The organism is Actinocrinis sp. (genome assembly GCF_035653575.1).
In the GTDB taxonomy this organism is placed as follows: domain Bacteria; phylum Actinomycetota; class Actinomycetes; order Streptomycetales; family Catenulisporaceae; genus Actinocrinis.
In genome coordinates, this window is the sequence record NZ_DASRBQ010000146.1 from 1 (window position 1) to 25,737 (window position 25,737).

17 protein-coding genes are annotated in these 25,737 nt (G+C 68.6%); 4 read left to right on the plus strand and 13 right to left on the minus strand.

The window, feature by feature from the left end; genetic code table 11:
* Positions 1–178 precede the first annotated feature (178 nt).
* Positions 179–760 carry a GNAT family N-acetyltransferase gene (locus tag VFA06_RS20220; protein WP_324842212.1) on the minus strand — a complete coding sequence of 194 codons (582 nt, stop codon included), beginning with the start codon at positions 758–760 and terminating at the stop codon, positions 179–181.
* Positions 761–873: 113 nt separating this feature from the next.
* Between VFA06_RS20220 and VFA06_RS20225 the strand changes: the two genes are divergently transcribed.
* A complete protein-coding gene (locus VFA06_RS20225) occupies positions 874–1,752 on the plus strand; it encodes an ATP-grasp domain-containing protein (protein WP_324842213.1) in 879 nt (292 codons plus the stop codon).
* Positions 1,753–2,025: 273 nt separating this feature from the next.
* Here VFA06_RS20225 and VFA06_RS20230 read toward each other — a convergent pair whose 3' ends face one another.
* From VFA06_RS20230 to VFA06_RS20260, 7 genes are all read right to left on the minus strand, one after another.
* Positions 2,026–2,424, minus strand: a complete 399-nt coding sequence (locus tag VFA06_RS20230; RefSeq protein WP_324842215.1) for a hypothetical protein — start codon at positions 2,422–2,424, stop codon at positions 2,026–2,028.
* 22 nt (positions 2,425–2,446) lie between these two features.
* Positions 2,447–2,812 carry a hypothetical protein gene (locus VFA06_RS20235; protein ID WP_324842216.1) on the minus strand — a complete coding sequence of 122 codons (366 nt, stop codon included), beginning with the start codon at positions 2,810–2,812 and terminating at the stop codon, positions 2,447–2,449.
* Positions 2,813–2,832: 20 nt separating this feature from the next.
* A complete protein-coding gene (locus VFA06_RS20240; protein WP_324842217.1) occupies positions 2,833–3,792 on the minus strand; it encodes a carbohydrate ABC transporter permease in 960 nt (319 codons plus the stop codon).
* Positions 3,793–3,802: 10 nt separating this feature from the next.
* Positions 3,803–4,810 (minus strand): sugar ABC transporter permease, encoded by a 1,008-nt coding sequence (locus VFA06_RS20245; RefSeq protein ID WP_324842218.1) that lies wholly within the window; start codon positions 4,808–4,810, stop codon positions 3,803–3,805.
* A 58-nt stretch (positions 4,811–4,868) separates the two neighbouring features.
* Complete coding sequence (locus VFA06_RS20250; RefSeq protein WP_324842219.1) at positions 4,869–6,272, minus strand: ABC transporter substrate-binding protein; 1,404 nt, start codon at positions 6,270–6,272, stop codon at positions 4,869–4,871.
* Positions 6,273–6,561: 289 nt separating this feature from the next.
* A complete protein-coding gene (locus tag VFA06_RS20255) occupies positions 6,562–8,403 on the minus strand; it encodes an ABC transporter ATP-binding protein (RefSeq protein ID WP_324842220.1) in 1,842 nt (613 codons plus the stop codon).
* Positions 8,400–10,328: an ABC transporter ATP-binding protein gene (locus VFA06_RS20260; RefSeq protein WP_324842221.1), complete on the minus strand. Its 1,929-nt coding sequence runs from the start codon at positions 10,326–10,328 to the stop codon at positions 8,400–8,402. Before VFA06_RS20260 ends, VFA06_RS20255 begins: the two co-directional genes overlap by 4 nt.
* A 144-nt stretch (positions 10,329–10,472) precedes the next feature.
* Here VFA06_RS20260 and VFA06_RS20265 point away from each other — a divergent pair, with 144 nt between their 5' ends.
* From VFA06_RS20265 to VFA06_RS20275, 3 genes are all read left to right on the plus strand, one after another.
* Positions 10,473–12,554: a glycosyltransferase family 39 protein gene (locus VFA06_RS20265; protein WP_324842222.1), complete on the plus strand. Its 2,082-nt coding sequence runs from the start codon at positions 10,473–10,475 to the stop codon at positions 12,552–12,554.
* Positions 12,555–12,641: 87 nt separating this feature from the next.
* Positions 12,642–14,888, plus strand: coding sequence for an ATP-dependent RecD-like DNA helicase (locus VFA06_RS20270; protein ID WP_324842223.1), 2,247 nt, complete (start codon positions 12,642–12,644; stop codon positions 14,886–14,888).
* Positions 14,889–14,999: 111 nt separating this feature from the next.
* Positions 15,000–15,887: an alpha/beta fold hydrolase gene (locus tag VFA06_RS20275; protein WP_324842229.1), complete on the plus strand. Its 888-nt coding sequence runs from the start codon at positions 15,000–15,002 to the stop codon at positions 15,885–15,887.
* Between the two features lie 31 nt (positions 15,888–15,918).
* On the opposite strand, the gene fxsT is transcribed toward VFA06_RS20275, so the two are convergent.
* The 5 genes from fxsT to VFA06_RS20300 form a co-directional block, all read right to left on the minus strand.
* Positions 15,919–19,851 carry an FxSxx-COOH system tetratricopeptide repeat protein gene (gene fxsT / locus VFA06_RS20280; RefSeq protein ID WP_324842224.1) on the minus strand — a complete coding sequence of 1,311 codons (3,933 nt, stop codon included), beginning with the start codon at positions 19,849–19,851 and terminating at the stop codon, positions 15,919–15,921.
* Between the two features lie 10 nt (positions 19,852–19,861).
* Positions 19,862–21,250, minus strand: coding sequence for a TIR-like protein FxsC (locus VFA06_RS20285; protein ID WP_324842225.1), 1,389 nt, complete (start codon positions 21,248–21,250; stop codon positions 19,862–19,864).
* 127 nt (positions 21,251–21,377) lie between these two features.
* A complete protein-coding gene (locus tag VFA06_RS20290) occupies positions 21,378–22,163 on the minus strand; it encodes an AAC(3) family N-acetyltransferase (protein WP_324842226.1) in 786 nt (261 codons plus the stop codon).
* A gap of 19 nt (positions 22,164–22,182) precedes the next feature.
* A complete protein-coding gene (locus VFA06_RS20295; protein WP_324842227.1) occupies positions 22,183–24,630 on the minus strand; it encodes an FxsB family cyclophane-forming radical SAM/SPASM peptide maturase in 2,448 nt (815 codons plus the stop codon).
* 896 nt (positions 24,631–25,526) lie between these two features.
* The coding region (locus tag VFA06_RS20300) for a sensor histidine kinase (protein ID WP_324842228.1) at positions 25,527–25,737 on the minus strand (211 nt) is incomplete at its 5' end.

The following is a 25,737-nucleotide window of genomic DNA, read 5'->3' on the forward strand; positions in this document are numbered from 1 at the left end:
CGCGTCCTCGCTGGCGCTCGGCCGCTACGCGAACAAAACGCGCTGCCACGCACGCGCTTCGCGCTGAACGCTGCGCGGCCCTCCGATCCGCTCCGCTACTGGGGCAGCCGATCTGCTTACAGTCTGTCGAAGACGTCGTGAGTGCCGATACGCCGCCATCGCACGTGAACGTCGCCCCTCACTGTCCATCCTCCTCATCCGGGATAGGTGTGGGTTCGGGATGGGTGTGCGTCCAGATCAGGCAATCGTGCCAGGTGTCGTTTTCCGGTTCGGGCGAAGTCCACGTTCGGCAGTGGCGCGCGAGGCGTTGCTCGTATCGATAACCGGCGCGCTCGGCCAAGCGTCGCGAGGCGGTGTTGTCGGGGTCGATCTCCAGCCAGATGCGGGTCAGGCCGACATCCTGGTGCGCCCACGGGGTGATCGCGCGGATCCCGCGCAAAGCCAGGCCCTGCCTGCGGCTTTGCGGTCGCACCCAGTAAGCCAGTTCGGCGCTGTGCGGGCCATCGGGCATCAGTCCGAGAGCACCGAGCAACTCGTCCTTGTCGAAGATTCCGTACGACGTCTGCGTTCCCGCGTCGGGATCCCAGGCGCGCAGCGCGGCGTGCGCGTCGTTCAGCGTGTAGGGCCCGACCGGGTGCGCTGCCCACAGGGCCCGGCCTGTCTCCGTACTGGTGGCCTGGACCACGAGCTCGGCGTCTTGGCTGGTCAACGTGCGCAGTCGAAGGCCCGCACCGAGGTCGAGGTCGGCGGTGAGGTTCACACGGCCAGATCGTAGCTTTGCGACCGGCGCCAAGCGACGTAGGTGGACGCGAGAGACGAGGGTGATGGGAAACCGGTGGTCGTGCAGCGCAGTGGGTCCTTATGGTGGCGGGCATGCCGCCGTCGTTGCTGTATTGCTGTGATCCGTTGAATCCGCGACGGGTTGACGGCCATTTCTCCGCCGAGGCCCAAGCGGTGCGGGCGCGTGACGGTGTTGTCGCATTGATCGACCACGACGCTCTTCTGCGTGGCGAGGTGGAGCGCGCGGTCGAGCGTGTCCCGGTCGAGCTCGGGGCGGTGTGGTACCGAGGCTGGATGATCCCCTCTGAGCGCTACCGCGCGCTGGCTCGGGTGCTGGATCAGCGCGGGGTTGAACTGCTGGTGTCTCCTGAGCGGTATCGGGCGGCGCATGAGCTGCCGGGTTGGTATCCGACGTTTGCCGACGAGACGCCGGCGAGTGTGTGGAGCGCTGGGGGCGTGGGGCAGATCCCGGCTGCGGAGGCGCTGGCCTCGCTCGCTGCTGGGCTGCGGCCTGGGCCGGGCATCGTCAAGGACTATGTCAAGTCGCGTAAGCACGAGTGGGAAGAGGCTTGCTTCATCCGCGACCTGTCGGATACCGCTGCCGTCGCCCGGGTCGTGGGTAGGTTCGTGGAGTTGCAGGGCGAGTTTCTGACCGGGGGAATCGTGCTGCGCGAGTTCGAGTCCTTCCGCACGCCGCAATCCGTGGCCGCCGAGGTGCGCGTGTGGTGGCTCGACGGGCAGGCCCGCCTGCTGACGCCGCATCCCGACAGCCCGCACGTACGCGGCCTGGAGCCCGAACTCGGCTGTGTCGAGTCTGCGGTACAACGTCTGGGGTGCCGGTTCGTCACGACGGATATGGCGCTGCGAGCCGATGGGGTGTGGCGCGTCGTCGAGGTCGGGGATGGGCAGGTCAGTGATCTGCATGTATCGATCGACCCGGCAGACCTGGTCCGCTTGTTGCTCGCTGGGTGAGGTCGCGACGCGGCCGCGAGCGCAGCGGAGCCGGAACCGCGCATCCAGCGCCCGGCTTGAGCGGCGAGCGGAGCGGCCCGGAGGGAAAGCGCAGCGTTCAGCGCGTAGCGCGTGCGCGGCAGCGCCCTGGTTCGTGTAGCGGCGGAGCGCAAGCGAGGACGCGGGGCAGGGTGCGCGGGTGGTGCCTCTTCCGCGCGGAGCGCGCCAGCCGCAGGCGTCGTCGGGCGGAGCGCAGCGGAGCCGATGGGAGTGCCGGTGCCGCTGAGGCGTGCATCAAGCGCCCGGCTTGAACTCCTCGCCCGGCCTCAGAGCGCGGAAGCGCAGCGCGGACCAGGTCGCGTCGACCGCGACCTGGCTGATGGGGCGCAGGCCGCGCTCGGCGAGGATCGGCCAGAGCGTGTCGCGGTTGATGTCCGCCTTGTTCGCCTTCGGATACGCGACCCACAACACAGACGGGGCTGCCAGTTCCGCATCGGCGTGCTTGCCGAGGAGCTGACGCAGGTCTGACTCGCCGTCGGCGAAGAGCACCGCTGCGGTCGCCTCGCGCAGCGCCGGGACGAGCGTCGCGCCGTCCGGGAGCGGCGCGATGAGCGCGAGCCTGTCCTCGTGGGAGAGCCAGAGCGTCGTCTCCGGCTTGACGAGCAACTTCTCGGCTACCGACTTGGCGGGCATGCCGCTCCTCGCGTCGTTCGCTTCACTCGGTCCAGTCCAGCTGCTTCTCCGGAACGCCCACCGTGCGCGCGTACTGGGCCGCGCGGGCACGGCCGGAGCGGTCGCCGCGGGCATAGCGGAAGACGCGGTCGGCGAAGACCACGAAGACCTCGTCCCCGGCGGTGAAGCTGGCGTACCAGGGGCCCGATTCAAGGCACCGCGCCAGCGCCGCGGCCAGCTCCGGGGCCTGCTGCTGCTCGGCCCCGAACTCCAGCAGCGTCCAGCGCGGCGGCTGACCGGGCGCCGGGTCGAGCACCTCGACGCCGGTCACCCGGTACAGCCGCAGCTCCAGTCCTTCCAGCGCCGCGCCGATCCGCACGCTCTCGCCGACCAGGATTCCCGTGAGCATCCCCGGCCGCCTGCCTCAGATCAGCCCTTCACCGAGCCGGCCAGCAGGCCGCGCACGAAGTAGCGCTGAAGCGAGAAGAACACCACGAGCGGGATGACGATGGACACGAACGCGCCCGCCGTCAGCAGCTCCCAGCGTCCGCCGAATGAGCCGACCATCTGCGAGAGCCGCACGGTGAGCGGTTCTACCTGCGGCGTGCCGCCCGCGAAGGTCAGGCCGACCAGCAGGTCGTTCCACACCCACAGGAACTGGAAGATGGCGAACGCGGCCAGGGCCGGGGTCGCCAGCGGCAGGACGATCGTGCGGAACACCCTGAAGTGCGACGCTCCGTCGACCAGGCCCGCCTCGATCAGGTCCCGCGGCAGCTGCGCGATGAAATTGTGCAGCAGGTACACCGCCAGCGGCAGCGCGAACATCGTGTGCGCCGTCCACAGCGACACGTACGTGCCGCTGACGTTCAGCGCCGGGATGAGCGCCACGGTGCCGATGTGCGCCCCGCCGGAGAACAGCTGAAGCAGCGGAACCAGCGCCAGCTGCAGCGGCACCACCTGCAGCGCGAAGATGAAGAAGAACAGCGTGTCGCTGCCCCGGAACTTCACCCACGCCAGCACGTACGCCGCCATCGCCGCGATCGTCAGCGGGAACAGCGTGCCCGGGATGGTGATCGCCAGCGAGTTGACCAGGAACGGCATGATGCCGCTCGAACCGCCGAAGTTGGCGCTCTGGAACAGCACCGTGTCGTAGTTCGAGACGGTCAGGTGCGGATGCGCGAACGCGGTCCACCACCCGGAGGTGGCCGAGGCCCCGGAGGGCCGGAACGAGGCCACGAACAGCCCGAAGGTGGGCACCGTCCACAGCACCGTCAGCAGCAGGACGAGCACGGTGGCCAGCGGGGAGGAGAAGGACCGGCGCACCGCCTTCGCCGCCGGCCCGGCCGGCGCCGTCTTGATCGGGGAAACGACTTCGGCGGGAGTACTCATGAGATCTGCCTCACCGGATCTGCCTCTCCCGTCGCAACAGGACGATGTTGTACGCGACCAGCGGAAGGACACCGGCGAACAGGATGACCGCGAGCGCGCTGCCCTTGCCGGTGTCGAAGTTCACGAAGGTCTGCGAATACATGTCGTTGGCCAGCACCTCGGTCCCGAAGTTGCCGCCGGTCATCGTGCGGATGATGTCGAACAGCTTCAGCGTGATGATCATGACCGTGGTCAGCACCACGATCAGGGTGCTGCGGATCATCGGGAACGTGATCCGGAACGCCATCGCCAGGCCGCGGGCGCCGTCCACCTTCGCCGCGTCGATGATGTCGTCAGGGATCGCCTTGATCGCCGCCGAGAGCACCACCATCGCGAACCCGGTCTGCGACCAGATCATGATCACCATCAGCAGGAAGTTGTTCAGCGGATGGCTCAGGATCCAGTTCGGCGGATTGCTCCAGCCCAGATCGATCACGACCTGGCTGAGCAGTCCCGTCTGCGGCTGCCCGGGCGCCCGGTAGTCGTAGACGAACTTCCAGATGATCGACGCGCCGACGAACGAGATCGCCATCGGCATGAAGATCAGCGACTTGTACACCGCCTGGAACTTGATCCGGTCCACCAGCACGGCCAGCAGCAGCCCGAGCGCGGTGGCCACGACCGGCGCGATGAGGATCCACAGCAGGGTGTTGAGCAGAGCCTGCTGCGCCGAGCCGTTCGTGAACGCCCAGCCGTAGTTCTTCCCGCCGAGGAAGACGGTGGAGTCGTCGCTGTAGAAGCTGAGATAGATCGTGCGGATCGCCGGGATGACCAGCCCGACGGCCAACAGGATCAGCGCGGGCCCCAGCAGCACCACGATGGTCAGCGGCCGGTGCAGCCGGCCGGTCGCCCGGCCGGCCGCGACGAAGATGATCAGCCCGACGCCGAAGAAGACCAGCAGCGCTTCACCGGTCTGGCCCAGCTTCGAGAACGCGTCGCTCGCGGTGCTCGCAAGGATTACCTGCGTCTGCGCGGCCATCATCCGGCCTCCGAGGTGCGGAGGCCGGACGAGGCGTCAAGCGTGGTTGAGCCGTACGTCACGAGCTGGGCCAAGCGCCGTCGATGTCGGCAGCGACCTGCTTGATGCTCTGGCCCTGGCCGAACCAGGCGGTGAACGACTTCCACTCCTGTCCCGCGCCGACGGCGGCGGGCATCAGGTCGGAGGCGTCGAACCGGAAGGTGGCGTTCGGGTCGGTCAGGTACTTCGCCGACAGCTTGTCGATCGGGTCGGTGTAGAGGGTCTGGTCGACCTTCTCGTTGGCCGAGACCCATCCCGGGGCGACCTTGATGCGCGAGTCCGCCCACTGCGGGGTGGACAGGTAGTTCTGCACCGCCTGGACCTCAGGACGCGAGGAGAACGCGGTCACGAACTCGCCGCCGCCCTCGACCGGGGTCTGGGTGTTGCCGGCCGCCGGCAGGTAGAACGCGAACACGTCGCCGTCCGGGGCGACCTTGGTGCCGGTGGGCCACTGCGCCTCGTAGAAGGAGGCCTGCTGCAGCATCCAGCACTGACCCTTGAGGATCGGCTTGCCGGCGTCCTGGAAGGTGGTGGTCGCGATGGTCTTGACATCGCCGAAGCCGCCGTTGACCCAGGCCGGGTTCTGCATCCAGCCGGCCACGGTCTGCATGGCGTCCTGGATCTGCGGGTCGGAGAACTTGATCTTGTGGCTGACCCAGTCGTCGTACACGGAGCCGCCGTACTTGCCGAGCACGACCTCCTCGAGCCAGTCGGTGGCCGGCCAGCCGGTCGCGGTACCGGAGGAGATGCCGCCGCACCACGGCTTGCCCTTCCCGGAGGACGCGATCTTCGCGGACAGCGACATGAGCTGGTCCCAGGTGGTCGGCACCTGGTAGCCGGCCGCGGTGAAGGCCTTGGGCGAGTACCACACCAGCGACTTCATGTTCGCGCTCATCGGCGCGGCGTAGAAGGTGCCGTTGACGGTGGCGTACTGCTTCCAGATCGGCGACCAGTTGTTCTCGTTCGAGACGGTCTCCGCCGGCGGCTTGACCACCTTGTGCGTCTTGACCATCTGGGCCAGCAGGCCGGGCTGCGGGATGACCGCGAGGTCCGGGGCGTTGCCGCCGGAGACGCGGACCGCCAGCTGCGACTCGAAGTCGTTCGAGCCCTCGTACGAGATCTTGATGCCGGTGCACTGGGAGAACTGCGCCCAGGACTTCTGCAGAGAGTCCGACTCGGGGCTGATGATCGAGGCGAACATCGTGACCGTGGTGCCGGAGTGGCCCGCGTAGGCCTGGTACTGCGCGCAGTCGCCGGTGAGGGTCGGTACGGCCTGCGCGCCCTTGGAGCTGCTACTGCATGCGGCCGCTAGCAATGAAGCGGAGGCGGCGGCGGTCAGCAGTACGCGGCGCTTGGTCCGCGACCGCTTGCGATCGTCGTGGCTCCGGGTCGTGAGCCCCCGTGTGCCAGAGCTTGTGAACATCATCGTCCTCGATCCCTGACTCGCTGATTACCGGTGCGTCCTCAGGAAAGTCGTTGACTCGGCCCGAGAAACGACACCTGAGATGCAACCTTGCTTTTGTTGTCCCGTCCAGCGTTACTGGTGGATCAACCCGGTAACGATTCGGCCAACCCGTCCGGTGGTCGTGAGATCAGGCGAGGGGCGGGCCGGCGGCGGCCTCCTGCCTCTGAAAGTTTCACGAAAGGCGGCCCGATGGCTGCTTTTACCTGCTGAATTGGGCCGAACGGGTGGAAGTTGGGAATCTCGGCGGTTAGTCGGCGTAAGCGGTCGCCTGGAGGGAGTAAAGCGAGGCATACCGGTCGTCCGCGGCGAGCAGCCGTTCGTGGGTGCCGTGCTCGACCAGCCGGCCGCCCTCCATGACCAGGATCAGGTCCGCTCCGGCGACCGTGGAGAAGCGGTGCGAGACCACCAGGGTGATGCCGCCGGAGTGCTCGGCGACCTCGCGGGCCCGCCGCATGTAACGCTCGAAGATCGCGTGCTCGCTCGGTGCGTCGAGCGAGGCGGTGGGCTCGTCGAGGACGAACAGCAGCGGCGCCGGGCGCATGGAGGCACGGGCCAGCGCGATCTTCTGCCACTGGCCCTCGGAGACCTCGACCCCGCCGAACTGCCTGCCGAGCCGGGTGTCCAGTCCGTCGGGCAGGCGGCGCACCAGCGCCTCTGCGTCGGCGTCGCTGACGGCGCGTCGGATGCGGTCAAGGTCGTCGACGGCTGCGATGTCGCCGAATCCGACGGCCTCGGCGAACGAGGTGTGATACCGGCCGAAGTCCTGGAACGCGGCGCTGGTGACGGACCGCCAGGCCGCCGTGTCCAGGTCGGCCAGATCCGCGCCGTCGACGAGGATGCGGCCGCTGTCCGGGCGGTAGAGCTTGGTAACGAGCTTGACGAGCGTCGTCTTGCCGGAGCCGTACTCGCCGACCACGGCTACCACCGACCCGGCGGGCAGATGGACCGTCAGGTCGCGCACCGCGGGCCGGTCGGTGCCCGGATAACTGAAGGTGACGTGGTCGAAGGTGATGCCGGACGCCAGGCGAGCCGGCGGTCGCAGGCCCGGGCCGGCCAGCGCGTGCTGATCGTCCCGATAGCGGCGCAGCCAGCGGAAGGGGCGCAGCAGCCGCGTATATCCACCGGTGTCCGCCGAGCGCCGGACCGCCTGCTCGACGATCATCCGCAGCTGCGTGCCGACCGTGACCGTGAGCACGATGTCGCCGATACGCGCCGGGTCGTTCGCGGCGCTGTGCACGACGACCGTGAGCCCGCTGACGAAGCAGAGCGAGAACAGGCACCAGCCGGCAGCGCCCCACACCGCCGCCCGGATGCGGGCCCTGATCCAGATCGCCTCGGCCCGGTCCGCGGCCGCGCGCTGGCGGCGCACGAGGTCGGGCCCGGCGCCGGTGACCCGCAGTTCCTTGCCGGCCGCCGGGGAGACGGCCAGCTCGAACAGGTCCCGCTGCAGCCTGCGGTCGGCCGAGCGGGCCACCTCCGCGGCCTTGACGCCCATCCGGCCGCGCCGCTCGAACAGGACCGGGATCGCCCCGGCGATCAGGATGATGAACAGCAGCGGGCTGACGCTGCCGAGCAGGCCGAGGGTGAGCGCGAGCCGGGCGATGAAGCCGACCGCCTCGACCGCCGCCCAGGCCGAGTCGACGATGCCCCAGGCGTTGTCCTCGACCAGGGTGAGCCGGTCGAGGTAGGCGGAGCGCTCGAGGTGGTCGACGGTCTCGATGCCGATCGCGCCGAGCCGCACCTCGGGCACGATCCGCCGCATCGCGACCACCTCGGCCAGCTCGACGCGCATCATGGCGCCGATCTCGCCGATGCACAGGTTCACCGTGTAAGCCAGCGCCGCGCCAAGCGCCCCGACGACGACGGCCGTGGTCGCGTGGTGCACCGAGCCGGAGACGATGGCGCGCAGGCCGACGCCGATGAGCGCGATGGCGCAGGTGTCCAGGATGAGCGCGCCGAGCACGGTGAAGTACAGCGCCTTGCTCTGCTGCCAGCTCAGCCGCATCAGCTCGCGCCAGAGCGCCAGGCCGGCTCGCAGACCGGGGCCGGAGCCGTCCTCGGATTTGGCTGTAGTCGAATCGGCGGTCACAGCAGCTCTCCCTCTTCCAGGACGTCTTGGTAGCCGCGCACGAAGCGCTCGGCCTGGATGGCGAACATCTCGGCGTAGCGGCCGCCGAGCGCGATCAGCTCGTCGTGCGAGCCGGACTCGACGGTCCGGCCGCCGTCGAGCAGCACGATGCGGTCCGCCTGGCGCACCGTGGACAGGCGGTGCGAGATCAGCACCACGCTGACCTCGCCGGCCGCGTTGGCGAGGCGCTGGAAGACCTCGAACTCGGTGCGCACGTCCAGGTGCGCTGTCGGCTCGTCAAGGACGAGAATGCGCGCGCCGGTCCGCACCGCGTAGAGCGCGCGGGCGAGCACGACCTGTTGCCACTGCCCGCCGGACAGGTCGACGCCGTTCTCCCGTGACTTGGACAGGGGCGTGTGCCAGCCGAGCGGCAGCCGCTCGAGCACGTCGATGAGGCCGGAGTCGCGTGCGGCGCTCTCCAGGACGTCCCGCGCCGCGGGGGCGTCGACCGCGCCGGCGCCGAGCAGCACGTTCTCGCGGGCGGTCAGCGGATACTTCACGAAGTCCTGGAAGACGACGGACAGCTGCCGGCGCCACGCGGCGTAGCCGAGCTCCTCGAGGTCGACGCCGTCGGCGGTGACCCGGCCCTCGGTCGGCTGGTAGAGCCCGGCCAGGATCTTGGTCATGGTGGACTTGCCCGCGCCGTTCAACCCGACCACCGCGAGCAGTTCGCCGGGCCGGATCTCGAAGCTGAGGCCGTCGAGGATCTTGCGCGTCGTATCGGGGTAGGTGAAGCCGACCGCCTCGAAGCGGACCAGGGGCGCGGGGTGGCGGTCCGGTGCGGCGGGGGAGGAGGCAGAGGAAGAGGCGGGGAGGGCAGGCGCTCCTAAGAGGGCAGGCGGCGCGGGAAGAGTGGGCGCAGTGGGGGTGGGGCTGGACGGGGCCGCAGTCGCGAGAATCCGCTCGAGCTCTTCGTAGGCTTCCATCACCGGCGTGGCGCCCTCGATCGCCATCGCGTCGTAGGTTCCGCCGATCGCCGCGAAGACGGACCAGGCGGACGTGAGCACCACGGTCTCCGCGGCGAGTGTGCCGTGCCCGTGCGCCGTCGCGAGGCCGACCCCGGCGAACACCACGGCCAGCGGCACGAAGGTGAGGATCGCGATCAGCCACTTGGAGCGGGCCACCTTGTGATGGTTGGCCCAGACCGGGTCGAGGTGCGCGTGCATATGCCGCTGGCCGCGGGCGACGAGCCAGCCCTCCAGCCCGAAGATGCGCAGCTCCTTGCCCTCCGCCGGCGAGGTGGCGACCTTCCCCCAGTATTTGAACTGCCGGTTCTCGGCCAGGCCGCGCCGCCAGACCCGGAAGTGGGCGAGCCATTCGCGCCGGCCGACCGCCCGCACCGCGAAGGCCGGGGCCACGATCACCGGCACCAGCCACCAGGAGAAACGGGCGATCACGAGCGCGGAGGCGGCCATGCCCACGTAGCGCATCAGCAGCTGCAATTGGCTGAGCGCGCCGTCGGCCGGGGTCTTCTCGACCCAGGTGGTGGACTCCGCCGAGGCCGCTTTGATCAGGTCCTGCACGTGCGGCCGCTCCAGCTGCGTGATCGTCGGCGTGCCGAGTGCGAGCAGGGCCAGCCGCTCCCGATGGGTCGCGTTGATCCGCGAATACACCACGTCGAGCACGGGCCAGTGCGCGGCCGCGATGAGTTGCGAGCCCACGAGGGTGGCGGCGAGGAAGATCAGCGGCGGCACGGCGTACGAAAACGCGCCCGGCTGTCCGGCGTGCGCCTCGATGCGGCTGACGACGCCGGCGGTGGCGAGCGCGGTCGCGGCAGGCAGCAGCACGCTGACGACCAATTGCGCGGTGTACAGCGTGATGATCGGGTATCCGGCGTCCGGCAGCAGCTTCAGCAGCCTGATCCGGACGGCGAGGCTCGACGTCATACCGTCCTACACGGGTTCAGTGGGGGGAAGGGACCCCACCCTGGTTTCGAACGCGGTACCCGTCAATTCGATTTTCCGCGGTTCGAAACCGGATCCCACGCGCCTCTCATGAACGCCTCATCGCGGTGATGCAGCGTGGATGCCATGACAGCGACTCTGGAGCACAGCGCGAACTCAGTGACGGAAGACGCCCCGCCGCCCAAACGCTTCCCCTGGGAGCGAAGAGCCGTATTGATACTGCTCGCCGCGACCGCCGCGCTCTATCTGTGGAACCTGTCGGTCTCCGGGTGGGCGAATCCGTTCTATTCGGCGGCGGTCCAGGCGGGGACGAAGAGCTGGAAGGCGTTCTTCTTCGGTTCCTCGGACGCCTCGAACTTCATCACCGTCGACAAACCGCCGGCCTCGCTGTGGCTGATGGAGCTGTCCGCCCGGCTGTTCGGCGTGAACTCCTTCGCCATCCTGCTGCCGCAGGCTCTCGAAGGGGTCGCGGCGGTCGGCGTGCTGTACGCGGCGGTACGGCGCACCTCGGGGCACGCGGCCGGGCTCATCGCGGGCGCGGTGCTGGCGGTCACCCCGGTCGCCGCGCTGATGTTCCGGTTCAACAACCCGGACGCGTTGCTCGTGCTGCTGATGACCCTCGGGGCGTACTGCGTCGTGCGCGCGGTCACCAGCGTCGAATCGGCGCGGGCGCAGACCCGCTGGCTCGCGCTGGCCGGCGTGTGCATCGGCTTCGCCTTCCTGACTAAGACGTTGCAGGCGTTCCTGGTGCTGCCCGCGTTCGCGCTGGTGTATCTGGTGGCCGCGCCGACAACGCTGTGGCGGCGGATCAGGCAGATCGGCGTCGCGACGCTGGCGATGGTGGTCGCGGGCGGCTGGTGGGTCGCCGTCGTGGAGCTGATCCCGGCGGCGGACCGGCCGTACATCGGCGGATCGCAGGACAACGACTTCCTCTCGCTCACGTTCGGCTACAACGGCTTCGGCCGGATCACCGGCGACGAGACCGGCTCGGTCGGCGGGGGCGGCGGCTGGGGCGCGACCGGCTGGACCAGGATGTTCGGCTCCGAGGTCGGCTCGCAGATCTCCTGGCTGCTGCCGACGGCGCTGGTGCTGCTCGGGTTCGGGCTCTGGGCGACCCGGCGCGCGCGGCGGACGGACCCGGAACGCGCGGCCCTGCTGCTGTGGGGCGGCTGGCTGGTGGTGACCGGCGCGGTGTTCTCCTACATGGCAGGGATCTTCCATCCGTACTACACGGTCGCGCTCGCCCCGGCGATCGGCGCGGTGGTCGGCATCGGCGCGATGATCCTCTGGCGGCGCCGGGCGAATGACAAGGCGGCAGTGGCGCTCGGAGCGGCGATCGCGGTCGGCGCGGTGTGGTCGTATGTCCTGCTGAACCGGACGCCTGAATACCTGCCCTGGCTGCGGTACGTCGTGCTGATCGGCGGCCTGGCAGCGGCCTGTGTCATCGCACTGGCCGCGCGCACACCGAAGACGGTCGTGCGGTGGGCAGGCGCAGCGGGACTGGTAGCGCTGCTGCTTGGGCCGACCGCGTACACGCTGGACACCGCCAACGCGGCGCACACCGGAGCGATTCCGAGCGCCGGTCCTGCGGTGGCGGGCGGCTTCGGCAGGTTCGGCGGGCCGGGCGGTGGTGGCGGTGGCCGGGGAGGCTTCGGCGGCGGCAACTTCGGCGGCTTCGGTGGCGGTCAGACCCAGGGCTCCCCGTTCGCCCAGGGCGGTACCTCGCAGGGCGGTACATCCCAGGGAGGTACCTCGCAGGGCTTCGGCGGTTTCGGCAGCATGGGCCGTCCTGGTGCCGCCGGCGGCACCGGCGGAATGGGCGGCATCGGCGGCCTGCTGAACGGATCGACCGTCAGCTCGGCGCTCACCCAGCTGCTCCAGTCAAACGCCGGCAAGTACACCTGGGTCGCCGCGACCATCGGCTCCAACAACGCCGCGAGCTACCAGCTGGCCAGCGGCGATCCGGTGATGGCCATCGGCGGGTTCAACGGCACCGACCCGACGCCGACGCTGGCCCAGTTCGAGCAGTATGTGAAGGAAGGGAAGATCCACTACTTCATCTCCGGCTCGACCGGCGGCTCGAGCTCCAGTGCCGCCGAGATCGCGAACTGGGTCGAGTCGAACTTCACCGCGCAGACGGTGGGCGGCGTGACCGTGTACGACCTGACCTCCGCGACGAGCAGCAGCACCGCCGCCGGCACCACCTGATCAGCGCTCGATGCGCTATCCACAGCCCCGGCCCGGAACCCGCATGTTCCGGGCCGGTCTGTCGTATCCGCCCGATAAGCTGCGGCCATGGCGGCGATTAAGGATGCGGAGGCTGAGGGCGAGAGCCCAAACTTCCATCTCGCCGTGCTCGAAGGCGTACTCGAACGCATTACTTACGCCAACGAGGAGACCGGTTACACGGTCGCGCGCGTGGACACCGGGCGCGGCTCCGCCGACCTGCTCACCGTCGTCGGCGCGCTGCTCGGTGCCCAGCCCGGCGAGTCGCTGCGGATGCGCGGACGCTGGGGCTCGCACGCGCAGTACGGCCGGCAGTTCCACGTCGAGAACTACACGACCGTCCTGCCCGCGACGATCCAGGGCATCCAGCGCTACCTCGGCTCCGGCCTGATCAAAGGCATCGGGCCGAAGCTCGCGGAACGCATCGTCGAGCACTTCGGTACCGACACGCTGAACATCATCGAGACCGATCCGCAGCGCCTGGTCGAGGTGCCGACCCTCGGCCCGAAGCGCACGAAGCTGATCGCGGACGCCTGGGTCGAGCAGAAGGCCATCAAGGAGGTAATGGTCTTCCTCCAGTCCGTAGGCGTGACCACATCCATCGCGGTACGCATCTACAAGGAGTACGGCGACACGGCGATCGACGTCGTCAAATCAGAGCCCTACAAGCTGGCCGCCGACGTGTGGGGCATCGGCTTCAAGACCGCGGACGCCATCGCGAAGGCCGTCGGCATTCCGCACGACTCCCCGGAACGCGTCAAAGCCGGTCTCCAGTACACCCTCTCTCAAGGCTCTGACGCCGGAAACTGCTTTCTGCCACGCGAGAAGCTGATCGAGGCCGCCGTCAAAATCCTCACCGTGGACGCCGCGCTCTGTGAATCCTGCCTTGATCAGCTCATCGCCGCAGAGGGCGCCGTCCGCGAGACGCTGCCGGGGGAGTGGTCCGACACCGAGGCGATCTACCTCGTGCCCTTCCACCGCGCCGAGGTGTCGCTGGCCGCACAACTGCTGCGCCTGAAGAACGCCGAGGAGGACAAGCTCGCGCAGTTCCAGCAGGTCGACTGGGACAAAGCCCTGAGCTGGCTGCGCACCCGCACCGGCAACGACCTCGCCCCCGAACAAGAGCAGGCCGTCCGCCTCGCGCTCACCAGCAGGCTCGCGGTCCTCACCGGCGGTCCCGGCTGCGGCAAGTCGTTCACCGTCCGCTCCATCGTGGAACTCGCCCGGGCCAAGCGGGCCAAGGTCGTGCTCGCCGCGCCGACCGGCCGCGCCGCCAAGCGGCTCGCCGAGCTGACCGGTGCCGAGGCCGCGACCGTGCACCGGCTGCTCGAACTCAAGCCCGGCGGCGACGCGGCCTACGACAAGGACCGCCCGCTCGAAGCAGACCTCGTCGTCGTCGACGAGGCGTCCATGCTCGACGTCCTGCTCGCCAACAAGCTCGCCAAGGCGATCGCGCCCGGCACCCACCTGCTGCTGGTCGGCGACGTGGACCAGCTGCCGAGCGTCGGGGCCGGCGAGGTGCTGCGGGACCTGCTCGACGCCGAACCGATCCCGCGCGTCCGGCTCACCCAGGTCTTCCGGCAGGCGCAGCAGTCCGGCGTGGTCGTCAACGCGCACCGCATCAACGCCGGAAAGCCGCTGCTGCTGCGCGAGTTCCCGGACTTCCACCTGTTCGCCGAGGACGACTCCGAGAAGGCCGCGGACCTGGTCGTCGACCTCGCGGTCACCCGGGTCCCGCGCCGCTTCGGCCTCGACCCGCGCCGCGACGTGCAGGTGCTCGCCCCCATGCACCGCGGACCCGCCGGCGCCGGCAACCTCAACGTGCTGCTCCAGCAGGCGCTCACCCCGCACCGCGACGGCGCACCGGAACGCCGCTTCGGCGGCCGGGTCTTCCGCGTCGGCGACAAGGTCACCCAGATCAGGAACAACTACGACAAGGGCGCGAACGGAGTCTTCAACGGCACCGGCGGCATCGTGACCGCCATCGAGCACGACGAGCAGAAGCTCACCGTCCGCACGGACGAGGACGAGCTGATCCCGTACGACTTCGCAGAGCTCGACGAACTCCAGCACGCCTACGCGGTCACCGTGCACCGCTCACAGGGCTCTGAGTACCCCGCGGTGGTCATTCCCGTGACCACCAGCGCGTGGACGATGCTCCAGCGCAACCTGCTCTACACGGCGGTCACCCGCGCCAAGAAGCTGGTGGTCCTGATCGGCTCGGAACGCGCCCTCGCCCAGGCCATCCGCACCGCCGGCTCCGGCCGCCGCCACACCGCGCTGGACCTGCGCCTGTCCGGTGCCCTGAGCGCCTAACTCCGCTCCCCGACACGTGAATTCCGCTATCCGTCGGGAAGATGACTTGTGAATCAGCCTACGCAAGCGTCGGGGCGGCCTGCGCGGGACCCTGGAGGAAAAACAGTGACGATGATCGTGCGTGCGCGGGATGGCAGAACGCTGGCCGTGGAGAGTTGGGGCGCGCCCGACGGCGCTCCCGTCTTTCTGCTCCACGGCACCCCGGGGAGCCGCTTCGGCCCGCGCCCGCGCGTCTCAGTGCTTTACCGGCTGGGCATTAGGTTGATCGCCTATGACCGCCCGGGATACGGCGAATCGGATCGACTGACCGGACGCGCGGTCGCGCACGCCGCGGCAGACGTCGAGGCGATCGCCGATGACCTGGGCCTGCAGGAGTTTGCCGTGGTCGGCAGGTCGGGCGGCGGCCCGCATGCGCTGGCTTGCGCGGTTCTGCTCGGCGAACGAGTGTCACGCGCGGCCGTGTTGGTCGGCTTGGCGCCCAGGGACGCCGAGGGCCTGGACTGGTACGCCGGGATGACCGCGTCGAACGTCTCCGAGTACATGACCGCGGAGGTCGGCCCGCTCGCCCTGGCGGCGCGGCTCGGCGTGAACGCCGCGCTGATGCGGCGCGATCCCGCCGCACATCTGCCGTTCCACGATCCCGAGCTTCCCGAGCCGGACCGGCGCGTGGTCGCGGACTTCGGCATACGCTCGATGCTGGTGTCGAACTTCGCCGAGGCGGTCAAGACCTCCGGCCTCGGTTGGGTCGACGACGCGGTCTCATTCATCTCGGGCTGGGGTTTCGACCCGGGCGACGCGGACGCGCCGGTGCTGTTCTGGCACGGCGCCGAAGACGTCTTTTCCCCGGTGCGCCACACGCTGTGGCTCGCCCGCAGGGTGCCACGCAGCACCACGGTGATCGAGTCCGGCGCGGCGCACTTCGGCGCCGTGGCGGTCCTGCCGCAGGTGCTCTCCTGGGTTGTCGTCGGCCGCACTCGCGACTGGCCCTCGGCGGCTTGACGGCCGGACGCCGCGACGGGCTGAGGCGGCGTCAGACCGGCTGCGGCTCCAGGTCCCAGTCCAACCTGCTCCAGGTCTGCAGCGCCCGCGTGTTGCCGTGGTCCTCGCCGAGTCGTTCCGCGAGAATCGGCAACAGCCGGGAGCGCAGACTCGCGGATTCCGCGGCGCGTCCCAGGGTATTCAGGGTGACCGCGTGGTTGGCCTCCGCAGCCAGCGTGTCCGGGTGATCGTGTCCCAGAATGGCCGCGAAATCCGCGACGATCTGCTGTTCGAAGGCGTCCGACTCCTCGAGGCGGCCGACGTCCGCGAGGCAGTTCGCCAGGTTGGCGGTGGCCGCGAGGGTGTACGGGTGTCGCGGTCCGAGGCGAGCGGCGAAGCCCGATCTCGCCTGCTGCGCCAGCGACCTGGCCCGCTCGGGATCGCCGAGTTTGCGCGCGTAGGTCGCCAGATTGTTGATACACGCGACGGTGTAAGGATGGTCGGGTCCGAGGTTCTCCTGATAGGTGCGCAGAACGACCTCGGCGATCCTGGTCGCTTCCGCGTTGTCCCCGGTCGCGGACAGGTCGGCCGCCAGGCTGACGGCACAAGCCAAAGCGTCGGGATTCTGGGCTCCGTAGTCGAGCAGGTAGCGCTCGTTCGTGTCGCGGGTGAGCGCGAGGGCCTCTTCCAACTGCCCGGCCTTGCGCAGCGAGACCGCGAGGCTCTTGGCGGTGCGCAGCGTCTCCGGGGAGTTCTCGCCGACCGCCTGGCGGTAGTCGGCGAGCGCGGTGCGCAACATCTGCACTGAGGTCGTGTAGTTGCCGGTCTCCCGCAGGTCCCGCGCCAGGTTCGCGGCGGAGTACAGGGTGTAGGGGTGCTTGTCTCCGAGTACGGCCCTGCGGCGGTAGAGCGTGTCCTGATCGATTTCGCGCGCCTGCGCGAAGTCGCCGACCAGGCGGTACGAGACGGCGAGATTGTTGGCCGCGGACAGCGTCCGCGGGTGGTCTTCCCAGAACGCCCGCTTGTGGTCTTCGTAGGTCTCCCGGTCCATCGCCAGCGCCTCTTGGAACTCGCCGAGGCCGCGCAGGTCGGCGGCGACGCAGGTCGCGGTCAGCAGCGTGTGCGGGTGGCGCGGCGGCAGCACCCGGTGCTGTTCGGCCAGGATCCCGACGTCGAGATCGTGCGCCTGCTGGAACTGCCCCTGGGATCTGAGCACGCTGCCGATCTGGCAGCGCAGGTTGAGCAACTGCCGGTAGAGCGCGAGTCCTGCCTGGCTGCCGGACCCGAACGACTCGACCGCCTCCTGCCAGCGCTTCTCGAGGCTGCGCCCGAAGTCGAGGGCGGTCTGGTAGTCGCCGGTCTTCCATAGAAAGCGGACGCGGTCGATCAGCAGCTGGCGTACGGGTTCCTCCTCGCAGTCCACCGCGAGCGAGGGCGCCAGGTGCGGCCAGATGATCGAGTAGCGCGGCCAGTTTTCCGGGTCGTCGGTGTCGCCGAGCTGCGGCCGCGCGCCGGCCAGGATCCGGTGCACCTCGTGGTACGTGTTCGACTGCTGATCCGGGTCGAGCTGGTCCTTGACCGCCTCCTGTACCAGGCGGTGAATGCGCAGCGCGTTCGTGTTGGAATCGACCTTGATCAGGGAGAGCAGCACGATCTCCCGCACGACGTTCCCGATGACCATGCGTTCGGTGACGAACTCGTTGAACGGGCGCAGCGCGGCGATCATCTCGTCGGACTGGACCAGGTCCATCGCGATGGCGTCTGGATTCATGAACGCGGCCAGTTCCAAAAGCCGCGCCGCGGCCGGTTCTCGGTCACGCAGCCGCTGGATCGCGAGGTTCCAGGTGACCGCGACTGAGACCGGATAGTTCTCCGGCCGGCCGAGCGAGAGCACGCGAGTGGTCTCTTCGCCGAGCGACTCGAGATACTGCGCCACCGGGGTTCCCGTCGTGGCCAGCCAGGAGGCCGCGCTCTCCACCGCCAGTGGAAGGTCACCGACGAGTTCGGCGATCGCCTCGGCGTCCCGCAGGCCCAGTCCCGGCACTGCGCGGGTCAAGTGTTCGACGCTCTCCGCCCGGGAGAACACGTCCACTTCCAATGACGTGGCCACTCGTGCCCATGCCTGAATACGCGAGGTGATCAGAATGTGCCCGGTCCCGCCGGCGGGCAGATCGGGAAGGTACTGATTCAGCACCTCTGGTTCCACCGCATTGTCGAAGACGACCAGCCACCGGCTGTACGGTTCGCCCCGGCGCAGTGCCTCGCGCGCCGCCTCGGCGGCTTCAGGCACGTTGTCGCCGGTACGGATGCCGAGGCGGGCCGCGAGCTCGGCTAGCGAGGTGTTGATGAAGTCGGGCTGTTCAGCGTTCACCCACCACACCAGGTCGTAGTCAGCCTTGAACCGGTGTGCGTATTCGAGGGCCACCTGCGTCTTACCGACGCCGCCGAGACCGTGCAGCGCCAATGGCAAAATGACCGCGGGTGAACCGCCGACGATCTCGTCGCGCAGCTTCTCCAGCATTTCATCGCGGCCGGTGAACGTCGCGTTGCGCCCCGGCACGCTCCACACGCGCGGGCTGACGCCGGGGAAGCGCGCGCCGGGAATCGTTTCGGCCACGACGTCCGTGTCGGAGGCGCCCGCGAGCCGCAATAGTGCCGCCGCGGCCTCACGCTCGCTCAGGCCGGTCAGATCGGCCATCGGCACCCCAGAAAGCCGTGCCTCGAGGCGCAGGTCGGAGACTGGAATGGCGAGCAGTTGGTCGGTCTCGGCCAGCGTGTTCACGGTGGCCATGGCGAGGTTCGACTTGGTGAACTCCGCGGAGATCACCGCCGCCACGCGACCCCGGTGGTCGATCGCGATGCGCGACCCGGAATCGCCGCTGAGCAGGTGGATCTTCACCGGGAAGCCGGCGCGGCCGAGCACCGCCGCGGCCCAGTCGGCCCACATCCGGTCTTCCGCGATGTAGGCGATCGTGATCTCCTCAGGCGTGGGCAGCCGGCGCCGGGTGATCAGTTCGAGCATGCCGAGGCGTTCCGACTCATCCAGCGGAGGCAGCGAGACGACTTCGCCGTCGGTGAGTTCGGCGGTCAGCCGTTCGTAGGACGCGAGCAGGGACGTGGTGAGACCGGCCGCGTCACCGAATACTGCCAAGGTCTCCTCGTAGGCGTAAAACGGCCGGTAGGGAACCTCGACCGCGCCCCAATACCGGGTATGTCCGCCCGGACCGGTGGCGTCGGGATACCCGTCGAAATGACTGCGCGCGGCGGCCCGCCCGGCGTCGGCTTTCTCCTTTTCCCCCTCGTCCACACGCATCGGTACCGGCAGGATCCTGATCGTGCGCCTTCCGCTTTGCGCGGAGATGGCGCGCGCGACCTCGGCGGCGCCCTCGATGCTCTGGTTGTTGAGCGTGAAGCAGTCGACGAGCACGTCGGGTAGGTGGATCGTGCAGATGTCGGCCACGTCGCTCAGGCCCGTACGGCTGTCGACCAGCGCGTAGTCGTAGTGCTCCCGCATGTCCTCCCGCATGGCGTCGAACAGCAGTCCGCCGCCGAGGCTCTCGTAGAAATTGTCCCAGTCGAGGCTCGCGACGGCCGCGGAGTAGGTGCGGTTCTGCAGCCCCGCGGACAGGAAGTGGATGTGCCCCCCATCCGGGAACGGCCAGCGCACGTTGATGGCCAGGTCGCTGATCCGCGCGTGCTCGCGGTGCCAGTCCAGCGGGCGGATCGAGTCGTCGTGGGTCGCCGCCCACTCGAAGTCCCGCACCATGTCCACTACGCCCCGGGTGGCGCTGAGCGCGACCGGGTCGAGGACGCTGGCGGGGAAGTAGCGGTGCAGTCCTGGCGACTCCAGGTCCCAATCCACGACGAGCACCTTCTTGCCGTTCGCGGCGAGGATCCACGCGACGTTGGCCAGCGCCATCGTGCGCCCAGCCCCGCCCTTGTACGAGTAGAAGGTCACGACTTTGCCTTCGCTGCGCGTCGTCATCGTGATCCCCTCACAGTTCGGTCTCGTCCGTCGGTTCCGCGTCGTCTGTCGGTTCGTCCGGTGGCCGTGCATCGTCCCAGTCGCGCGCGTGCCGCAGGCGGCTGGTCAACGCTGCGGCGAGGCGCGGGCGCGGCGGGAAGTCCCCCTGCGGGGGTTTCGGTTGCGCCGCCTTCAGGTAGTGCCGCCACGCCAACTCGACCGCCGCAGGCATGGCGTGGCCGAATTCGGCCAGGCTGGCCAGGTCCCGGGTGGCCGCCCGCGCCGTGCGCCGCCAAGCCTCCGCGCTCCACGGAATGGCGAGCTGCAGCTTCGCGCGCAGCACCGAGGACTGTTCGGCGGTCTGCCCGTCTGTCGCGCTCCATGGAATCAATACTCTGATCCACGGTTTGCGCCGCCGGTCGAACTCGGCGATGTTCTTCGCGGTGAGCGAGTCGTTGGCGATCCACGGATCGACCAGCAGTATGCCCGGGCCGTTGGGAGCCGGCTCCGCGCGGTCGCCGGCGTTGACCGCGGACCTGCGCAGCTCCGGCGAGGAGCGGTTCAGGTTGCTGGTGACCGGAAGATATCCCAGGCCGCGTGCCACGTCCTCGGCGCGCTTGGCGAGCGGGACGGCGGATTGCGGACTGTACGGGTTCCAGTCCTCGGGGCGTGCACCGTAATAGCTGGTGTCGCGGCCCGGCGGCACGGTCCGCAGATCCGGAGCCGCCACGGTGATGTACAGGCGCCGCGCGGCGCGCGTCGACTGCGGCCGATCCGGGAACAGGGGCCTGATTTCCTCGTAGTCGACGATCGGGCCGGGTGGCGGCGCGGCGGTGCGCGCGGCCTCGTCGAGATACTCGGCCAGTCTGATCAGGACACTGACGTACTCCCCATCCCGGTCGAGCCGCATCAGCTCGTACAGGCCGCGTTCCAGGTACCGGTTGCTCACTCCCAGCTGCGCGACCTGGACGTTCGTGGCCACCTGCGGCACGTCCTCAGGCCGTGGCGGCTGCCAGATCACCGGCAAGATCGCTTCGTTCGGGGTGCCGGTCTGCGCGAGGTGCGCCATCTGCCGCTCGCGGAAGACGGCCCACTCCTTGCCGCAGTTCTCCCGGCTGAAGTAGGTCCTGCTGTAGAGCGGCACGAACACCCGGCAGGAAGCGAGCTGTTCGGCCAGTCTCGACCGCCATATCGCGCCGTCGGGGATCGCGTCGTCCATAAAGCCGGGGCGGGACGCGGGGGCGTGCCACCGGGAATCGCGGTGCACCAGCTCGGTGCACAGGTCCCGGAAGAAGGAGCGCACCCAGTAGTTCGGATCGGGTCCGTCGTCGAAGACCCGGGGTGTGTGCGCGTAGCTGAGGAAGAAGCAACTGCCGTAACCGGAGCGCCGCTGGATCGCATCCTGCGACGACGATCCCATCGGCGCCCCTCCCCAACCTCGCGTAATGCAACGGACCGGGATCCTATTTCACTAGAGATACCCACTCGCCCGTGATGCAGACTTCGAAGTGAGAATGAGAGCTCTCACTCACCACGGGGGCGCACGATCAGCGCATGGGCCGGTTCTCGCGCATCCAGCGTTCGGCATAGCGCACGGCCTCGGCCAGCGGGAATCTGACGGCCCGGCCGGCGCCTACCTGGCCGACGGACACCCAGGACTGCGTGGCCTGCATCTGCGCGCCTAGCGTCGCGAAGTCACGGTCGTCGAGATCGATGTCTTCGTATTCGACCCACCGCGAGGCGGACCCGTCCGCTGCCAGCACCTTGCTCTGATATGAGCGCACGGGTTGGTCGAGCCGGTACTCCGCGAGATGGAACGCTGTGGCCTTTTCGTAACCCACGCCGAGCAGGAGTACCTGTGCGCCGCGAGCGTATAACGCGCCGAGCGGTGAGTTCTCCCCCAAGTGGCAGTGCGCCGGATGGTCGCGGACGATCTGCGCCGCATCTCGGCCAAGTGCCGCGAATGAGGTCTTCGGATGCGAGCTGCGCAGCGATTCAGGATGGCAGCGCACATGCTCGGCCAGCATCCCCATGCCGTACGAGGGTGTCCGCACCGGATCGAACGCCTCCATGCGCGCGCGGAAGGCGTCGATCTCGGCGGGGGACATGCCCGCGATCCGTTCGGCGTGCACTCTCGACGTCGTCGAATTATGCGTGGTCTGTGTCGGCACCACAATGCAGGGTTTCGGCCCGAGCACATCTCGCAGCGCCGCAATGATCGTCTTCGGGCCGCCGTCGATCCAACCCAGGGCGCGCATCGAGGCATGTACCAGGATGTCTACGTCTGACTCGACTCCGAGCGCGGCGAACTCGTCGCGCAGCTGCGCCTGCATTGACGACGCGGTCTGCATCTTAGGCGTCCGCGGACTGGCGCATCGCCGCTTCGAACGCGGTTCGATGCACTTGTGACGAATGCTGGGCCGCGCTCAGGGCCTCGGCGCTGACGCTCTCTGCCAACCACGGGGATAGCGTGCGCGACATCCCTTCGGCGAACTCGAGGCCGAGTGCGGTCAACGATCCGGAGTCTCGCAGTACCTCCACCGCTTGCGCCGTGTGTTCCCGCCAGCGGGCGAAGTGCGCCTCTGCCGCCGCGCTCTGCTGCTCATCGGCGGCACGCAGACGCCGGACCCGCCAGAAATCTGTGACCGCGACGTGGGCGTACGTGCCTTGCAGCAGCCCTTCGAGCGGACGCGGATCCGGGCGCCACGGCGCGTAGTACAGCCTGGTGTCCGACTCATCGAACAGCGCATAACCGTCGAGAACCGCGCCGAGCTTAACGTGCTGGAACTCGTGGATCAGCAGCAACGCCAGCCGATCGGCGGAGCTCGGCAGGGCCGCGCCCACCGCGCCGAACGCGTGCCGCGCTGTGGCGCTGATCTCGTGTGCGTCTCTGGACGGTGCGAGCGGCGTGATAGCCCGCAACCCGGCTTCAAGGCCCGGGAGGTAGGCCGCGTGATCGCGCCGAATGAGCTGCCACGCGGTGTCGAAGGCATCCTGCCACGCAGCGCGCTGCTCGGCGGAAAGCAGTTGGTCGGCGGGCCATTGATGGCAGTCGCGCTCCGGGTCCGCGTCCTCGAGCGTGGTGGCGAATCCTCCAGAGCGCAGCCGCACGCTGGGCCGCCACGGCGAGCCGGGTTCCGCCTCTGCGGCGCGGGTCTCGACTGTCCACGATCGCCCGGCTGCCTCGAAATTCAGCCGGCCGTCACTAGTACGGACCCTGACGGTACCTTGCTGCTCACCGGCGAAGATCAGACCGAGTGTCGGCAAATATACCCGCTGCCGTTTGATGGTAGCGAAGAGCTCTGTTTCGACTTCGGCGCGCGCCGCCGCGGAGATCGCCAACGCGGGCAGATAGTAGCCGCGACTGATCGGTGACGACGATCCGAGAACTCCGGCGGCCCACGCCCGGAAGTACGGATGGCTGAGCACGTGATCCACCGCGTCCGGCCGCGCTGCATCGATCTCGACGAGCGTATTCCATGCCGCCCGCAGCGGCGGATCGCTGTGCACGAGTCGTTCCGCGGCCTCGGCGAGAAGCATGCGATTGATGCTGTACTGCGTGGCCGCGAGCGAGCTGATGGCTCCGGCGCCGCCGAACCCGGCGGTCAGCTCGCGGATATGGGGCGCGGGCAGGGTGTGATTGTCCGCCTCCGTCGCGGCGCTTGGCCGTTCGCTCTCGCTGACGTGTGTGACCAGCTTGAACAGGTCATCGCAGTAAACCGACGGATTGTCGAAGCCTGATTCGCTTCGGTAGCGATGCGGAAAGAGCCCGCCGCCGCAGCTGGCGACCACCGGGCAGGCCTGGCAGGTTTTGGACAGGCCGGCCAGGCCGAGCGCGCGGGCGCGCAGCCCCGGATGGTCCGCTGCCGCCGCGATGTCGTCGACGAGCACGTTGAGGCCGGTCGCCGGTGCGCCGTCGAACGCGGTCTTGAGCGAGTCGACCTGTTCGATGTCCCCGTCGGTCTCGATGACCAGCACATCGGATGGTGCGAGCCCGAGCGCCTCGGTCAGCGGTGGGCCGCCGGCCAGCGTAGAGCGGATGGATTCGAAGACGCGCACGCCGAAGGGCCGGCCGTCGGCGATCCACCGGTCGTAGATCGTGATCAGCCAGTCGGCGTAGGCGGTCCTTACCGGTTCGCCGGTGACTGAGTCGCTCGGCCGTACTGGCGGCGTGTCCCACGTCGCGTGGGGAAGCAGGAAGTCCACGCGCGGAGGCTGCTCGGCACGTAAGGCCTCGTATACCGCGATCGGGTCGTTCGACACGTCGATGGTGCACAGGATGCCGGCGAAGAGATGCCGGTAGTCGGGGCGGCGCAGCAGTTCGAGCGCCCGCAACACCTGTGGATGGCTCGTGCGGCCGTCGGCGTAACGCCGGTGCCGGTCGTTCGCCGCGCGGTCCCCGTCCAGCGAGATCCCGACGCGTACCCCGTACTCGCGCAGCAGGTCGCAGAACTCCGTGTCGAGCCGCACTCCGTTGGTGTGGACGCGCAGGTCGAGTTCGGTGACGCCGTGCGTCGCCATGACAAGAGTCTCGATGAGAGCCCTGAGATGCTCGGCGCCGGCGAGTAACGGCTCACCGCCGTGAAGAACGATCTTCACGGCGGAGAGACTGTTCGTCTTCGCGTACTCCGCCACGCGCTGCCCGATCGCGGCTGCCGTGTCCAGGCTCAGTACCCGCGGCCTGGCCCGCCAACTCTGATCGGCGTGCTCGTATACATAACAGTGGTCGCACGCCAAATCGCACCGGCTGTGCACTTTGACTACGAATTGCCGGAACAAAGCCGGAGCGGTCTGAGTCATCAGGCGTCGGAATCTGATTGCTTGACGGTTATCTGGGGATAAATGAAAGCAGTTCAGAGGGACGCGTTGAATGCGGCGACAGGAACCACACGGGAATCGGCGGCTGGAACGATCCGACGCAACGACTGCGTGGTTTTTCCGGAGAGACTGTCTAGTGGCATATACCTGATGTCAGGCACGGAAGACGTTAAACCGGAGTTTGAGTCAAGGGCGTTATCCATCACAGCTCCCACGGGTTCATGAGCGGGGAGATCCCATCCGGCAGCATTCCGGCCTTCGCGCTGGCACGGCCGCCCTTTTGCTGCCATGCGGGCGCTCAGCGCTCGGATGAAGAGTACAGGATCCGATGCCCTGTCAGATGCATGATCACTAGAGGCGGCGCTACGTTTCTTGCACAGTACTGACACCCAGGGGATGGCGAGAGCGACGCCCGGGGGGTGGCGGGGTGGCGCGGCATCAGCCGCCTAGCCGACCGCCATCCAGGTGCCCAGAACGAGCGTGGCTCGTTTCCCAACTATCACAGCATTCGCCTTCAGCCTCAGACGTACTCAACGCCCACGCGACGGCACGCCATAGTACGGCGCCCTCGGCCCCTTCGGGCATCGTGGCGACACGCTCCCATAAATAGCAGTAGCATTATATTCCATGAGGAATGTCGTGGTTGACGTGATCGACTCCCGCGCACACCGGCGCGACAAACGTGACTCGTATTTCTAAGAAGATGACGGAAATAGCGCTCGCCGATAACTAGCCGCTCAGCCGCAATCTCTGCAAGGCAGAATATCCTTGCCCATTAGGCGCCATGCGATCCGTCCACGATTTTCAACTCTCGCCTGAACGCCGACGCTCGACGCTCAATTTCTCCGCGCTGTAGGTCATCCGCAAAACGGATTGGCCTATGCTGCGCCCGGATCGCCGGGGAGCCAGAGCCGGGCCACGGTGCCGCCGCCGGGCGCGGGCTGGAGGCTGACCTTGCCGCCCGACTCCTCGGCCACCTGCGAGACGATCGCGAGGCCGAGGCCGGAGCCGGGCAGCGAGCGGGCGCTGTCTGAGCGCCAGAACCGCTCGAAGACGTGGGGCAGGTCGGCGGGGTCGATGCCGGGGCCC

Coding starts and splice junctions, on each gene's coding strand:
- VFA06_RS20270 (WP_324842223.1), top strand. CDS start 12,642: ATGGCGGCGATTAAGGATGCGGAGGCTGAGGGCGAGAGCCCAAACTTC.
- VFA06_RS20260 (WP_324842221.1), bottom strand. CDS start 10,328: ATGACGTCGAGCCTCGCCGTCCGGATCAGGCTGCTGAAGCTGCTGCCG.
- VFA06_RS20235 (WP_324842216.1), bottom strand. CDS start 2,812: ATGCTCACGGGAATCCTGGTCGGCGAGAGCGTGCGGATCGGCGCGGCG.
- VFA06_RS20250 (WP_324842219.1), bottom strand. CDS start 6,272: ATGTTCACAAGCTCTGGCACACGGGGGCTCACGACCCGGAGCCACGAC.
- VFA06_RS20295 (WP_324842227.1), bottom strand. CDS start 24,630: ATGACTCAGACCGCTCCGGCTTTGTTCCGGCAATTCGTAGTCAAAGTG.
- VFA06_RS20225 (WP_324842213.1), top strand. CDS start 874: ATGCCGCCGTCGTTGCTGTATTGCTGTGATCCGTTGAATCCGCGACGG.
- VFA06_RS20285 (WP_324842225.1), bottom strand. CDS start 21,250: ATGGGATCGTCGTCGCAGGATGCGATCCAGCGGCGCTCCGGTTACGGC.
- VFA06_RS20275 (WP_324842229.1), top strand. CDS start 15,000: ATGATCGTGCGTGCGCGGGATGGCAGAACGCTGGCCGTGGAGAGTTGG.
- VFA06_RS20290 (WP_324842226.1), bottom strand. CDS start 22,163: ATGCAGGCGCAGCTGCGCGACGAGTTCGCCGCGCTCGGAGTCGAGTCA.
- VFA06_RS20240 (WP_324842217.1), bottom strand. CDS start 3,792: ATGAGTACTCCCGCCGAAGTCGTTTCCCCGATCAAGACGGCGCCGGCC.
- fxsT (WP_324842224.1), bottom strand. CDS start 19,851: ATGACGACGCGCAGCGAAGGCAAAGTCGTGACCTTCTACTCGTACAAG.
- VFA06_RS20230 (WP_324842215.1), bottom strand. CDS start 2,424: ATGCCCGCCAAGTCGGTAGCCGAGAAGTTGCTCGTCAAGCCGGAGACG.
- VFA06_RS20245 (WP_324842218.1), bottom strand. CDS start 4,810: ATGGCCGCGCAGACGCAGGTAATCCTTGCGAGCACCGCGAGCGACGCG.
- VFA06_RS20265 (WP_324842222.1), top strand. CDS start 10,473: ATGACAGCGACTCTGGAGCACAGCGCGAACTCAGTGACGGAAGACGCC.